Origin of the sequence: Nonomuraea sp. NPDC049607, assembly GCF_040675375.1 — a bacterium.
Classification (GTDB): domain Bacteria; phylum Actinomycetota; class Actinomycetes; order Streptosporangiales; family Streptosporangiaceae; genus Nonomuraea.
Window position 1 is genome coordinate 213,581 of the sequence record NZ_JBFAOV010000003.1, and the last position, 12,865, is coordinate 226,445.

14 protein-coding genes are annotated in these 12,865 nt (G+C 72.9%); 8 read left to right on the forward strand and 6 right to left on the reverse strand.

What is annotated here, in order from left to right:
- Positions 1 to 111 precede the first annotated feature (111 nt).
- The 4 genes from AB0J97_RS08290 to AB0J97_RS08305 all read left to right on the forward strand — a co-directional run bounded on the left by AB0J97_RS08290 (position 112) and on the right by AB0J97_RS08305 (position 2,855).
- On the forward strand, positions 112 to 711 hold the full coding sequence (locus AB0J97_RS08290) for a hypothetical protein (RefSeq protein ID WP_364086131.1): 600 nt from the start codon (positions 112 to 114) through the stop codon (positions 709 to 711).
- 5 nt (positions 712 to 716) lie between these two features.
- Positions 717 to 1,067 carry a cupin domain-containing protein gene (locus tag AB0J97_RS08295; RefSeq protein WP_364086133.1) on the forward strand — a complete coding sequence of 117 codons (351 nt, stop codon included), beginning with the start codon at positions 717 to 719 and terminating at the stop codon, positions 1,065 to 1,067.
- 91 nt (positions 1,068 to 1,158) lie between these two features.
- Complete coding sequence (locus AB0J97_RS08300; RefSeq protein WP_357702408.1) at positions 1,159 to 2,232, forward strand: adenosine deaminase; 1,074 nt, start codon at positions 1,159 to 1,161, stop codon at positions 2,230 to 2,232.
- A complete protein-coding gene (locus AB0J97_RS08305; protein ID WP_357702409.1) occupies positions 2,229 to 2,855 on the forward strand; it encodes a PH domain-containing protein in 627 nt (208 codons plus the stop codon). Before AB0J97_RS08300 ends, AB0J97_RS08305 begins: the two co-directional genes overlap by 4 nt.
- A gap of 39 nt (positions 2,856 to 2,894) precedes the next feature.
- Here the strand turns inward: AB0J97_RS08305 and AB0J97_RS08310 are convergent, their stop codons facing one another.
- The 3 genes from AB0J97_RS08310 to AB0J97_RS08320 are packed head-to-tail and all read right to left on the reverse strand — an operon-like array spanning position 2,895 to position 5,738.
- Positions 2,895 to 3,623 carry an enoyl-CoA hydratase/isomerase family protein gene (locus tag AB0J97_RS08310; RefSeq protein WP_364086136.1) on the reverse strand — a complete coding sequence of 243 codons (729 nt, stop codon included), beginning with the start codon at positions 3,621 to 3,623 and terminating at the stop codon, positions 2,895 to 2,897.
- Complete coding sequence (locus AB0J97_RS08315; protein ID WP_364086138.1) at positions 3,620 to 5,107, reverse strand: AMP-binding protein; 1,488 nt, start codon at positions 5,105 to 5,107, stop codon at positions 3,620 to 3,622. The genes AB0J97_RS08310 and AB0J97_RS08315 overlap by 4 nt, the downstream gene beginning before the upstream one ends.
- Positions 5,067 to 5,738, reverse strand: a complete 672-nt coding sequence (locus AB0J97_RS08320) for a TetR/AcrR family transcriptional regulator (protein ID WP_364086140.1) — start codon at positions 5,736 to 5,738, stop codon at positions 5,067 to 5,069. Before AB0J97_RS08320 ends, AB0J97_RS08315 begins: the two co-directional genes overlap by 41 nt.
- A gap of 117 nt (positions 5,739 to 5,855) precedes the next feature.
- Here AB0J97_RS08320 and AB0J97_RS08325 point away from each other — a divergent pair, with 117 nt between their 5' ends.
- Genes AB0J97_RS08325 through AB0J97_RS08335 form a run of 3 tightly spaced genes read left to right on the forward strand, consistent with a single transcriptional unit; the run spans position 5,856 to position 8,094 of the window.
- Positions 5,856 to 6,674, forward strand: a complete 819-nt coding sequence (locus tag AB0J97_RS08325) for a MerR family transcriptional regulator (RefSeq protein ID WP_364086142.1) — start codon at positions 5,856 to 5,858, stop codon at positions 6,672 to 6,674.
- Positions 6,674 to 7,594: a sigma-70 family RNA polymerase sigma factor gene (locus AB0J97_RS08330; protein WP_364086144.1), complete on the forward strand. Its 921-nt coding sequence runs from the start codon at positions 6,674 to 6,676 to the stop codon at positions 7,592 to 7,594. Before AB0J97_RS08325 ends, AB0J97_RS08330 begins: the two co-directional genes overlap by 1 nt.
- 14 nt (positions 7,595 to 7,608) lie before the next feature.
- On the forward strand, positions 7,609 to 8,094 hold the full coding sequence (locus AB0J97_RS08335; RefSeq protein ID WP_364086146.1) for a GyrI-like domain-containing protein: 486 nt from the start codon (positions 7,609 to 7,611) through the stop codon (positions 8,092 to 8,094).
- Between the two features lie 96 nt (positions 8,095 to 8,190).
- Here the strand turns inward: AB0J97_RS08335 and AB0J97_RS08340 are convergent, their stop codons facing one another.
- Entirely contained in the window at positions 8,191 to 9,696 is a 1,506-nt protein-coding gene (locus tag AB0J97_RS08340; RefSeq protein WP_364086149.1) for an MFS transporter, read from the reverse strand.
- A gap of 156 nt (positions 9,697 to 9,852) precedes the next feature.
- Between AB0J97_RS08340 and AB0J97_RS08345 the strand changes: the two genes are divergently transcribed.
- Positions 9,853 to 10,221 (forward strand): YciI family protein, encoded by a 369-nt coding sequence (locus AB0J97_RS08345; protein ID WP_357702424.1) that lies wholly within the window; start codon positions 9,853 to 9,855, stop codon positions 10,219 to 10,221.
- A 76-nt stretch (positions 10,222 to 10,297) separates the two neighbouring features.
- Here AB0J97_RS08345 and AB0J97_RS08350 read toward each other — a convergent pair whose 3' ends face one another.
- Both AB0J97_RS08350 and AB0J97_RS08355 read right to left on the reverse strand, forming a co-directional pair.
- Entirely contained in the window at positions 10,298 to 11,941 is a 1,644-nt protein-coding gene (locus AB0J97_RS08350; protein ID WP_364086660.1) for a phospho-sugar mutase, read from the reverse strand.
- A 119-nt stretch (positions 11,942 to 12,060) separates the two neighbouring features.
- The gene (locus AB0J97_RS08355; RefSeq protein ID WP_357702426.1) at positions 12,061 to 12,864 is read right to left on the reverse strand and encodes a purine-nucleoside phosphorylase; all 804 of its coding nucleotides are present in this window, start codon (positions 12,862 to 12,864) and stop codon (positions 12,061 to 12,063) included.
- Between the last annotated feature and the right edge of the window lies 1 nt (position 12,865).

The window sequence follows — 12,865 nt, forward strand, 5'->3', positions numbered from 1 at the left end:
TGGAGGTTGATCAGCGTAGAGGCAGTCCCGGCCGCGCGGAAGTGCCCCGGAAACCCGGACCGATCCGCCGTGGAGCCGCTTGCAGGCCCGTGGGCTGGGCATCTACCGGGCATGCGCCCGTCATCCCCGACCTGCGACCGGTCGTCGCGCCTTCGCCTCGTCGCGCCGCTCGCCTGCCTCGCCGTGCTGACCGCGTGCGGCACCGTCACGCAGACCGCCCGGCTGGACACCCCCGCGGAGACCAGCCCGGCCGCCACCCCACGCAGCACCCCCTCCGACGTCCCCACCAGCACCGCCGAGGTGGACGTCGAGCGCGACGGCCTCGACCCGGCCGTGGTGACCGGCGTCCGGTACGCCACCCACGACGGCTACGACCGGGTGGTCATCGACCTCAAGGGCGACATTCCCGGATACAAGGTCAAATGGGTGGACGAGTTCCTGGAGGACGGTTCCGGCGAGCCCATGGGCGTCCGCGGCGGCGCGTACCTGCAGCTCACCCTGGTCCCCGCCAACGCGCACGACGACGACGGCTATCCCACCTGGAAGGGCGGCCCCGTCTACCCGGCCAACCTCAAGAACGTCTCCGACGTCGTCAGGACCGGCGACTTCGAGGGACGCGTGGGCATCGGCCTGGCGCTCGCCCACAAGGCCGGCTTCCGGGTGAAGGAGCAGTCCGCGCCGAGCCGGCTGGTGCTCGACGTGGCACACTGATCCCCGTGGTGAGAAAGATCGAGGGCCCGACCCGCATCCCCGTCCCCGGCGGCAAGCTCATCGACGAGCACGTGGGGCGCGTCAACAGTGGCGACGAGCAGGTCTCGATCGCCCACATGACCGCCCCGCCCGGCTGGGCCGAGCCCGCCCAGACGCCGTCGTTCACCGAGTACACCGTGGTCCTGCGCGGCAGCGTGCTCGTCGAGCACGACGGCGGCACGGTCGAGATCGCCGCCGGCCAGTCGGTGGTGACCTCGCCGGGGGAGAAGGTGCGCTACAGCGCGGGCCCCGACGGCGCCGAGTACGTCGCCGTGTGCCTGCCCGCCTTCGCGCCGGAGGCCGCGGGCCGCGACTGACCCGGGAGGCCGCGCGGGTGTGCCGGAGGGGTCGTCCACAGGCGGGCGCGACGTGTGCGGCGGCGGAGGAGTGTGCTCATATCATGGCCAGATGAGCCCCACGCTTGACAAGATCCGGCTGGCTCCCAAGGTGTTGTTGCACGATCACCTCGACGGCGGGCTGCGCGCCGAGACGATCGTCGAGCTCGCACGGGAGATCGACTACGGGCGGCTGCCCTCCACCGACCCCGACAACCTGCGCCTGTGGTTCGAGGAGGCCGCCGACTCCGGGTCGCTTGAGCGCTACCTGGAGACCTTCGACCACACGGTCGCGGTCATGCAGACCCGCGAGTCCCTGGTCCGGGTGGCCGCCGAGTGCGCCCGAGACCTCGCCGACGACGGCGTGGTCTACGCCGAGGTGCGTTTCGCCCCCGAGCAGCACACCACCATGGGGCTGAGCCTCGACCAGGTGGTGGAGGCGGTGCTCGAAGGGTTCACGCTCGGCTCGCAGGGGCGCGGCATCCGGGTCGGCACGCTGCTGACCGCGATGCGGCACATGGCGCGTTCGATGGAGATCGCCGAGCTGGCCGTGCGCTACCGCGACGCCGGCGTCGTGGGGTTCGACATCGCCGGGGCCGAGGCCGGCTACCCGCCCACCCGGCACCTCGACGCCTTCGAGTACCTCCAGCGGGAGAACGCGCACTTCACGATCCACGCCGGCGAGGCGTTCGGGCTGCCGTCGATCTGGCAGGCCATCCAGTGGTGCGGCGCCGACCGGCTGGGCCACGGCGTGCGGATCATCGACGACATCGCGGTGGCCGGCGACGGGTCGGCCAAGCTGGGGCCGCTGGCGGCGTACGTGCGCGACAAGCGCATCCCGCTGGAGATGTGTCCCACGTCCAACCTCCAGACCGGGGCCGCCGCCTCGATCGCCGAGCATCCCATCGGGCTGCTGCGCAGGCTGCACTTCCGGGTCACCGTCAACACCGACAACCGGCTGATGAGCTCCACGAGCGTGTCGCTGGAGTTCGCCAAGCTGGTCGAGGCGTTCGGCTACGACTGGGACGACCTCCAGTGGTTCACGGTCAACGCGATGAAGTCGGCCTTCCTCCCGTTCGACGAGCGGCTGGCGCTGATCAACGGCGTGATCAAGCCGGGGTTCGCGCAGATCAAGTGGCAGCCGTGAAGCACACCTACCGGTCCAAGACCGCTTTCGTGCTGGGCTGCGCGTGGCTGGTCTTCGTGGCGTTCAACGTGTGGGACCTGACGGCCCACTACAACGGCAAGCCGTCCATGGTGGCGCTGGCCGTGCTCGGGGCGATGTCGGCGCTCGTCTACGCGATCGCGATCAGGCCCGCCACCGTGGTCGGCGAGGAGGGCCTGCTGGCCCGCAACCCGCTGCGCACGACGTTCCTGCCGTGGGCGTCCGTCGGCGAGGTGACGGTCACCCACTCCATCGCGGTCCGCCACGGCGGCGAGGGCGCCGACGAGCAGGTGCTGCGGTTGTGGACGCCGATGAGCAGCGCCCGCGAGCGGTCCAAGGCGCAGCGGCGCGGTGTGCCCAAGCCCGAGCGCGGCGGCCGGTTCCGGGTCGAGACCACGGTGAGCAAGGCCGAGCAGGCCGCCGCCGAGGCGTTCACCGGCAAGACGCACGCCGACTTCGTGGGCGACCAGATCCGCGACCGCGCCGAGGCCGCCCGCCGCCGCGAGGAGCCGGCGACCCCGGCCAGGGTCACCTGGTCCTACGACTCGATCGCGGTCCTCGTGGCCGCGGTCGCCCTGATCGTCGCCGCCGTCGTCATCGCCTGACCGTCCGCCGGCCCGGGTGGGCGGGCGGACGGCGCGATGTCAGGAGGTCCGGCGGGTGAGGAAGCGGGTCATGCCTGCCTGGGCCAGGCCCGCCCGCTCGACCTGCCGGGCCGCCTCGGTCTCGGCCTCGAAGGCGCGCTCGACGTCGGCGAGCGCCGGGCGCAGCAGCCGGAGGTGCGTGGCGGTGGCGGTGCCCGGCCGCGTCCAGTGGCGCACCCGCGCGATCGCCGTCTCCACCAGCTTCTCGGCAGGCACGAGCTCGTCCAGCAGCCCGGCCGCCAGCGCGCCGGCGGCGTCCAGGCGGGCCGAGTCGAGCACCAGTCGCAGCGCCCGGCCGCCCGCCAGCCGGGGCAGCAGGTGACCGGCGGCGTTCGAGATCGACAGGCCGAGGTGGTTCTCGGGGAAGAAGTACTCGGCGGCCGGGGCGCCGAGGCGCGTGTCGAAGCAGAGCGTCCACTCGGCGGCGCCGCCGACGGCCAGGCCGTTGACCGCGGCGACCACCGGCACCTCGGTCTCCAGCACGGCCCTGGTCATGTCGTGGAACAGCTCCACCTCCGCCTCCAGCGGCTTGCCCGCCGCCTCGGCGATGTCCTCGCCCGCCGAGAACGCCCGGCCGGCGCCGGTCACCACGATGCCCCTCGCCGTACGGCCGTGCGCGCGGACGGCCGCGGCCAGGTCCCTGCGCATGCCGGCGGTGAGGGCGTTCAGTTTCTCGGGGCGCGTGAGGGTGATCAGGGCCACCTCGTCGCGTACGGTCACGTCGATCATGCCGGGTCCTCCGTGGGGATGGCGGGGGCGGCGCGCTGGTCGCGGCCGGGGCGGAGCAGGTGGCGCTTCTCGATGCGGGCGGACGGGGTGAGCGTGAACGACTCCACGAACTCCACGTACGCCGGGATCTTGAAGCGGGCCAGGCGTTCCCTGGCATGGGCGATGACGGCGGCGGCCGTGCCCGCGTCGGCGGCGTGTCCGGGGCGGAGCTGGATGAACGCCTTGGGCAGCTCGCCGAAGAGGTCGTCGGGGATGGGGACCAGGGCCGCTGACAGGACCGCGGGATGCCCGGCGAGCACGCTCTCGACCTCGGCGCACGAGATGTTCTCACCGCCCCTGCGAACCATGTCCGTCAGCCGCCCGGCATGTCGGATACGCCCTAGCTCGTCGCGTACGCCCAGGTCGCCGGTGTGGTACCAGCCGCCGCGGAAGGCGTGCGCGGTGGCCTCGGGATGGTTCCAGTAGCCGTTCATCATGGGTGCGCCGCGGACCAGGATCTCGCCGGTCTCGTCGTCGAGCCGGACCTCCTTGCCGGGCGGCGGCGTGCCCATCGCACCGGTGCCGACCGTGTCGTCCGCGTCCGGGGCGGCCATCAGGTCGCAGCCGCTCTCGGTGGAGCCGTACAGCTCGCGCCAGGGTGCGCCCCAGCGCTCCTCGAACGTGCGGTGCAGGCCCGGGACGATGCCGGAGCAGAGCACGAGCCGCATCCGGTTGTCGCGGTCGAGGGGGCTCGGCGGCTGCTTGTGCATCAGCAGGGGCATGGTGCCCAGCACGTACGTGAGGGTCGCGCCGTGCTCGCGGACGGCGGGCCAGAAGCCGGAGGCGGAGAAGCGCGGGAGGACCACCAGCGGGATGCCGCCGGCCAGGCAGAGCAGGGTGGTCCATTGCGGGTCCATGTAGGAGTACGCCTGGGCGATCAGCAGGACGTCGTCGTCGCGCAGGTGTACGAGGTCGGCGATGACCCGCGCGGTCCTGACCCAGTAGTCGTGGGTGAGCAGGCAGGCTTTGGGGAAGCCCGTCGTCCCCGACGTGTACTGGAAATTAGCGACATTGTCCGCGCTAGGGGATATGTCGATAGGTGGGCCATCTGTCAGCGTGTCCACGAGGTGCACCACGCCGGGCACGCGCGCCGCGTGGGCCCGTCCGGCCAGGGTGGCGACCGCGCCGGAATCGCGCAGGACGTGCTCCAGGTCGGCGGCCTGGTACCGCACGTTCACGGGGACGGTGACCGCCCCCGCCTTCAGGACGGCGAACCAGCTCAACGGCCACCACGGCTCGTTGTCCAGCATGACGGCCACCCGGTCGCCGGGGCGTACCCCTCGGGCGGCCAGCGCGCGGGCCAGGCGGTCGGACTCGGCGTCGGCCTCGGCGAAGCTCAGCGAGGTCGCGGGGACGGTCGGTGAGGGGGCGGGGAAGCGGAGGAACTCGCGTTCGCCGTACGTGCTAGCGGCGGTCCTCAGCAGGTCGGGGATCGTGGTGTGCATCCGGCGGCTCCCACGGGAAGTCGGGCAGCAGGCGTGGATCGAGGGGCGCCACGACCGGGACGGCGGCGCGCACGGCGGCCAGGCCGATCGTGACGAACTCCGCGCACACCTGCTCCAGCGTCGAGTCCCCGTCGGGGCGGTACCACTCGCTGGTGCCGGTGCACATGGACATGAGCGCGAGGCGGGTCAGCCTCTGGTCGGCGAGGTGGAAGACGCCCTCGGCGACGCCGTCGGCCAGGGCGCTCCTCCAGTGGCTCTCGTAGGCGTCGCGCAGGGCGATGACCTCGGTGTGGGCGGGGGAGCCGGGGGTGAGTGAGCGGAGCTCGCCGTCCATGACGCGGCTGGTCAGGGGGCTGCGCGCGTGCAGGGCGGTGAGCGAGGTGATCAGCAGGGCGAGGCGGTCGGCGGGACGCGTGGCCCCGTCCAGGACGCGGGCGGTCGAGTCGATCAGGCCCTGGAGGCCGGTCCGCATGAGGTCGGCGAGCAGGGCTTCCTTGCTGGGGACGTGGTGGTAGATGCCGGCGTTGGTCAGGTTCGCCGCCCTGGCCAGGTCCCTGATGCCGGTGGCGGCGAAGCCCTGCCGGGCGAAGAGCCGCACGGCCGCCGTCCTGATCCGGAGCAGTGCGTCCACGTCCATGGCCACCTACCGAACGTTCGGTTGCTTGTTACGCTGGAAATTACCCCATGTCTGTAGAAACCGCCATAGGTTGACTCTGACACCGTGTGAGCCCCTACTCCTGGAGCGGACATGTTCAGCATCGGAGAATTCGCCAGGCTGGGGCTCGTGTCCGTACGCATGCTCCGCCACTACGACGCCATCGGTCTGCTGCGTCCCGCGCAGGTGGACCCGCTCACCGGTTACCGGTCCTACCAGGCCGCGCAACTGGCCAGGCTCAACCGCATCGTCGCCATCAAGGACCTCGGCTTCACGCTGGACCAGGTCCGGGCGATCCTGGACGAGAAGGTCAGCACCGAGGAGCTCCACGGCATGGTACGGCTGCGCCGCGCCCAGCTTGAGGCGCAGATCAGCGCCGACCTGGCCAGGCTGCGCGGCGTCGAGGCGAGACTCCGCAGCATCGAGACGGAGGGTCAGATGAGAACCGCGGAAGTCATGCTGAAGAAGGTCAGCCCGGTACGGGTCGCCCAGCTCAGCGCCAGAGCCGCCAGCTACGAGGGCGAGGACGTCGGCCCGGTGATCCAGCCGCTGTTCGCCGAGATCTGCGCCCGCGTGGAGCAGGCCGGCCTCAAGGTGGTCGGCCCCGGCCTGGCCCACTACCGCCAGGAGGACGACGGCTCGGTCATGGTCCACGCCTGCCTGCCGGTCAACGCCGACCCCGACCCCCGCCACGACTTCGAGATCAGAGACCTGCCCGCCATCGGCACGGCGGCCACGATCATCCACCACGGCCCGATGGAGGCCGTCGGGCCGACCTTCCAGGCCCTGGCCCACTGGATCGAGGAGAACGGCTACCGTTCGCTCGACCTGGCGCGCGAGGTGTCGCTGCACTGCCCGGACGACCGCGCGGAATGGGTGCACGAGCTGCAGATCGAGGTGGCCCCGATCTAGTGGAGGCGACCGAGCTGGAACACCACCGGGTCGAGCTGACCGGTTACTGCTACCGCATGCTCGGCTCGGGCTTCGAGGCCGAGGACGCGGTGCAGGAGACGTTCGTCCGGGCCTGGCGCACGTACCAGGCCGGGCGGGGGCCGTTGCGCCCGTGGTTGTTCCGGCTCGCCACGTCCGTCTGCCTCGACATGCTGCGCGGGCCGCAGCGGCGGGCGCGGGCGATGGACCTCGGGCCGGCGGCGCGTCCGGGTGACCCGCTCGGCGAGCCGCTGCCCGGGGACGCCTGGGTGTGGCCCGTCCCCGACGACCGCGTGCTCCCGGCCGACCCGGCGGAGCTGGCGGTGGCCAGGGAGAGCGTGCGGCTGGCGTTCGTGGCCGCGTTGCAGCGGCTGCCGGCGCGGCAGCGGGCCGTGCTGATCCTGCGTGACGTGCTGAAGTGGCAGGCCGCCGAGGTGGCGGGCCTGCTGGAGATGAGCGTCGCGTCCGTGAACAGCGCGTTGCAGCGCGCCCGCGCCCGCCTGCCCGCCGTCACCCCGGAGGACGCCGAGGTGGACGAGAGGCTGCTCGACCGCTACGTCTCGGCCTTCGAGCGGTACGACGTGGACGCGCTGGTCTCGCTGCTGCGCGAGGACGCGACGATGTCGATGCCGCCGTTCGCGTGGTGGTTGCGCGGCCGGGAGGCGATCAGGGCGGTCCTGGTGGCCGCCGCGGCGCCCTGCGACGGCACCCGCCTGCTGCCGGCCAGGGCGAACGGCGCGCCCGCCTTCGCCCAGTACCGGGACGGGAAGGCGTTCGCCCTGGTAGTCCTGGAGATCGGCGGCGGAGTCGTCACCGGCATGACCACCTTTCTCGATCCCGGGCTCGTGTCGTCCTTCGGCCTGCCGATGAGTTTCGGGGGCGCGCTCCGTACTGACAGGTGAAGGAGGACAGACACATGCCACAGATCGTCGAATTTCCCGAGCGTCCTTACATCGGGATCCGGAAGACCATCACGATGACCAGCTTCGGCCTCGTCGGGGACCGGATCGCGGAGATGATCGGCTGGCTCGCCGAGCGCGGGCACACGCTCGCCGGAGCCCCGTTCTTCCGGTACGACAGCATCGACCTGCCGCAGGACCGGCTGGTGGTGGAGGCGGGCGTGCCCGTCACCGCGCCCGTGGCGGGGGAGGGCGAGTTCCACGCGGGCACGCTGCCCGCGGGCCGTTTCGTCACCGAGACCCACCACGGCCACCCCGACCAGCTCTCCGGCGTCATCGAGTCGGTGCTGACGTGGGCCGCCGAACAGGGCCTGACCTGGGACATGACCGAGAAGGGCGGGACCGAGCACTGGGGCTGCCGGCTGGAGCTGTACCGGACGGACCCGCGGGTCGAGCCCGACCTGAACAAGTGGGACATCGACCTGCAGTTCCGCCTGGCCTGACACTCGGCCGGATGACGCGGCCCCTCATCCGGCCCCTCATCCGGCCAGAAACCGGGCCTGTCATCCGGCCCCTCACCGGGCCAGTCATCGGGCCCGTCACGCCGCTTCGGTGCGGGGCAGCCGTGAGGTCAGCAGCGCGGCCAGCACGAACAGGGCCGCGCCCGCCAGGCCGATCGTCACGAGCCCGCTGACGAACGCGGCGTGACTGGCCCGCAGCAGCTCGGCGGCCTGCGCCGGGGCGAGCCGCGCGGCCACGGCCGCCGCGCCCGCCACGGTCTCCCTGGCGGCCTCGGGCACGTCCGCGGGCAGGGCGTGGTGGTAGACGGCCGCGCCGACCGTGCCGAGCAGGGCCAGGCCGAGCGTGCCGCCGAGGAAGTTGCCGGACTCGGCCAGCGAGGCCGCCGACCCGGCCTTCTCCGGCGGCACGGAACCGACCACGATCCCCGTGCCCAGGGCGAACAGCGGGCCGGTGCCCAGCGCCAGCACGGTGATGGCGGTGATCACCACCGGCAGCCCGGACCCGGCCTGCGTGAGCAGCGCCGCCCCGGCGGCCGACAGCGTCAGGCCGCCCACGACGGCCGTCCGGGGGGCCAGGCGACGGGTGAGCGCCGGGGTCAGCGTGGTGCCCAGCGCGACGCCGAGCCCCATGGGCGCGAACCACAGCGCCGACTGCGCCGGGGTGTACCCCAGCACCGACTGCAGGAGCTGGGTGACCAGGAGACCGGTGCCCGCCATCGCGATCCCGGCGAGCACGAGCGCGGTCAGGATCAGGGTGAGCGGCCGCTGGGCGAACAGGCGCAGGTTGAGCAGGGGAGCGTCGAGCGTGAGCTGCCGCCGTACGAACGCCGCCCCGAACGCGAGACCGACCGCGATCACCGCGAGCGGCACGCCGGGCCCGGCCGACACCGACGAGGCGGCCAGCTCCTTGACGCCCCAGACCACCGGCAGGATCGCCAGCATCGACAGCGCCACGCTGACCAGGTCCATGCGCCCGCCGTCCGGGTCGCGGAACTCCGGCAGCAGCAGGACGCCGGCCACGAGCAGCACCACGATCACCGGCACGGCCAGCAGGAACACCGACCCCCACCAGAAGTGCTCCAGGAGCAGCCCGCCGACGACCGGCCCGAGCGCGGCCCCGGCGAACTGGCAGGTGGCCCAGACGGCGATGGCCGTGCCGCGCTGCCGGGCGTCGCGGAACATGTTGGTGATGAGCGCGAGCGTGGAGGGCATGAGCGTGGCCCCGGCCACGCCCAGCACGGTACGGGCGGCGATCAGCATGGCGGGGCCGGTCGCGTACGCCGCCACGACGGAGGCGACGCCGAAGGCCGCCGCGCCGGTCAGCAGCAGCCGGCGGCGGCCGATCCGGTCGCCGAGGCCGCCCATGGTGATCACCAGCCCGGCGACCATGAACCCGTAGATGTCGATGATCCACAACTGCTGGACGGCGCCGGCCCCCAGGTCCACGCTCAGCCGGGGCAGCGCCAGGAACAGCGCGTTGATGTCGACCGCGACGAGCAGGGTCGGCAGGGCGAGCACCGCCAGCCCGGCCCATTCGCGCCGCCCGGCCCGGGGCTCGGCGGCGGTCTCGGTGAGATTCGGCATGTCGGCACCCTCCTGGTGTCATCGGTTCCGCCAGGAGGTCGGAGCGGGGGGCGCGCGCTCGACATGCTTTCCGGAGAAGTTCCGCGGGGATGTCGAGAGGGCCGCGCCGGCTCCGACTCCAGCACGACGGAACTCGCACGACCACGAGGAGAGACGATGAAGTTTCTGCTGATCATGCAGGTGAACCAGCAGGTCATGGACACCCTGACCGAGGAGCAGCGCGAGCTGATCATGAACGGCCACGGCGCGTTCATGAAGACGATCCAGGAGTCGGGCGAGATGATCGGCACGCAGGCGCTCGGCGACCCGTCGACCAGCGCCGTCGTCCGCACCCGCAACGGGCTGCCCGCCGTGACCGACGGCCCCTACCTGGAGGCCAAGGAGTACATGGGCGGCTACTACATCGTCGACTGCGAGAGCCGCGAACGCGCGATCGAGCTGGCCGGGATGATCCCGGACAGCCGGATCGAGGGCCTGGCCGTCGAGGTCCGGCCGATCATGTTCTCGGCCGGCGCCGACATGTGACCCCGAGACCCCGGGCCCGCGACGCGACGCGGGCCCGGCCCCCGGAAACCCCTGGCCCGAGCGGGACCGGAGGCGCTCAGAGTTCCAGGGCGGTGGTGAGGTCGGCCTTCAGGGCGTCGAGGTCGCGGGCGGCGGACGCGCGGGCCTGCGACACCTCGCCCGCCACCGGCACCACCACCTCCAGGTAGCACTTCAGCTTCGGCTCGGTGCCCGACGGGCGGACCACGACGCGGCCGCCGTCCGACAGGCGGAAGCGCAGGCCCTCGGTCGGCGGCAGGCCGCCGTCGCCGCGGCTCAGGTCGTCGACGGCCTCCACCGCGTGGTCGCCGAGCCGGGACGGCGGGGCGGCGCGCAGGCGGTCCATCGCCCCGGAGATCAGCGACAGGTCGGCGACCCGGAAGCTGAGCTGGGACGTCGCGTGCAGGCCGTACCGGACGGCCTGGTCGTCGAGCAGGTCGAGCAGGGTGCGCCCGTCGCGCTTGGCGGCGGCGGCGACGGCCGCCACGGTCAGGGCCGCGCCGATGCCGTCCTTGTCGTGGACCGGCAGGCCGGCGTCGGAGCCGACGCTGTAGCCGATGGCCTCCTCGTAGCCGAAGACCAGGCCCTCGCCCGCCTTCATGATCCACTTGAACCCGGTCAGCGTCTCGCCGTAGCGCACGCCGTGGGCCTGGGCGATCTTGCTCAGCAGCGTCGAGGAGACGATCGTGGTGGCCACCAGGCGGTCGCCCGTGGTGAGCGTGATCACGTGCTCGGCCAGCAGACCGCCGACCTCGTCGCCGGTCAGCATGCGGCACGTGCCGTCGGGCAGCGGCACGCCGACCGCGCACCGGTCGGCGTCGGGGTCGTTGGCCAGGATCAGGTCGGAGCCGAGCTTGGCGGCCAGCGCGACGGCCAGGTCCATCGCCCCGGGCTCCTCCGGGTTGGGGAAGGCCACCGTCGGGAAGTCGGGGTCGGGGTTGCGCTGCTCCTCCACGGCCATCGGCGTCTCGAAGCCGGCCGCGAGGAAGGCGCCCGTCAGCGTCCCGGAGCCCACCCCGTGCAGCGGCGTGTACGCCACCCGCAGGTCGCGCGCCTCGCCCAGCGGCAGGGCGGTCACCGCGTCGATGTAGTCGTCGACGATGTCCTCGCCCAGCTCGGTGAGCGTGCCGGGGCCGTCGAGGGGGAGCTGGTCGACCCGGCCCGCGGCGTCGATGGCGGCCGAGATCTCCCGGTCGACCGGCGGCACGATCTGCGAGCCGTCGCCCCAGTAGACCTTGTAGCCGTTGTCCCTGGGCGGGTTGTGGCTGGCCGTGACCGTCACGCCCGCGTCGGCCCCGAGCTGGCGCACGGCGAAGGCCAGCACCGGCGTGGGCAGCGGGCGCGGCAGCAGCGAGACGTGCAGTCCCGCGCCGGTCAGGACGGCGGCGGTGTCCCTGGCGAACACGTCGGACTTGTGCCGGGCGTCGTAGCCGATCACGACGTGCTTGCCGGGGCCGAGCACACCGGCCAGACCGGCGGCGGCGCGCATGACGGTGACCCGGTTCATCCGGTTGGGGCCCGCGCCCAGCTCGCCGCGCAGGCCGGCGGTGCCGAACTCCAGCTTGGCCTGGAACCGCTCGCGCAGGGCGGGCAGGTCGTCGTCCTCCAGAAGGCCGGACAGCTCGGCCCGGGTGTCCGGGTCGGGGTCCTGGGCCAGCCACTGACGGGCGCGGCGCAGCAGGTCGGCGTCGACGGGCGGCAGCGGCACGTCACCGCCGGACTCGGGCGGGATCAGGTCACCGCCGGACTCGGGCGGGATCAGGTCGCCGCCGGACTCGGGCGGGATCAGGTCACCGCCGGACTCGGGCGGGAGGCCGGGGGTCACAGGCGGTCCACCACCTTGGCCAGCAGCACGCCCATGCGGGCGGCCGTGGCGCGGCCCACCTCCAGGACCTCCTCGTGGTTGAGCGGCTCGCCGGACAAGCCCGCCCCCGGGTTGGTGACCAGGGAGACGCCGAGCACCTCCAGGTTCGCCTCGCGGGCGGCGATGGCCTCCAGCACGGTGGACATGCCCACCAGGTCGCCGCCGAGCGTGCGCAGCATCCGGATCTCGGCCGGCGTCTCGTACGTCGGGCCGCGGAAGGCCACGTAGACGCCGTCGGCCAGGGTCGGGTCGATCTCGCGGACCAGGGCGCGCAGGCGGCGCGAGTAGACCTCGGTGAGGTCGATGAAGGTGGTGCCGGTGATCGGGTTGGCGCCGGTCAGGTTGACGTGGTCGCTGATCAGGACCGGGTCGCCGACGTTCTGGGTCTCCGGCCGCAGACCGCCCGCCGCGTTGGTCAGGACGATCGTGCGCACGCCCGCCGCGGCCGCCGTGCGCACGCCGTGGACGACCGCGTCGACGCCCAGGCCCTCGTACAGGTGGGTGCGGCCGAGGAAGACCAGCGCGTGCCGCCCGGACGGGGTGCGGACGACGCGGATCTTGCCACCGTGCCCGGCCACGGCCGGGGCGCGGAAGCCGGGCAGATCGGTGAACGGGATCTCGGCCACGGTCTGCCCGATCGCGTCAGCGGCGGGAACCCACCCCGACCCCATGACGAGGGCCACGTCGAAGGTGTCGAGGCCGGCCGCGCCGGTCAGGGCGGCGGCGGCCTCTACGGCCAGGGTGTATGCGTCGTTGCTCACA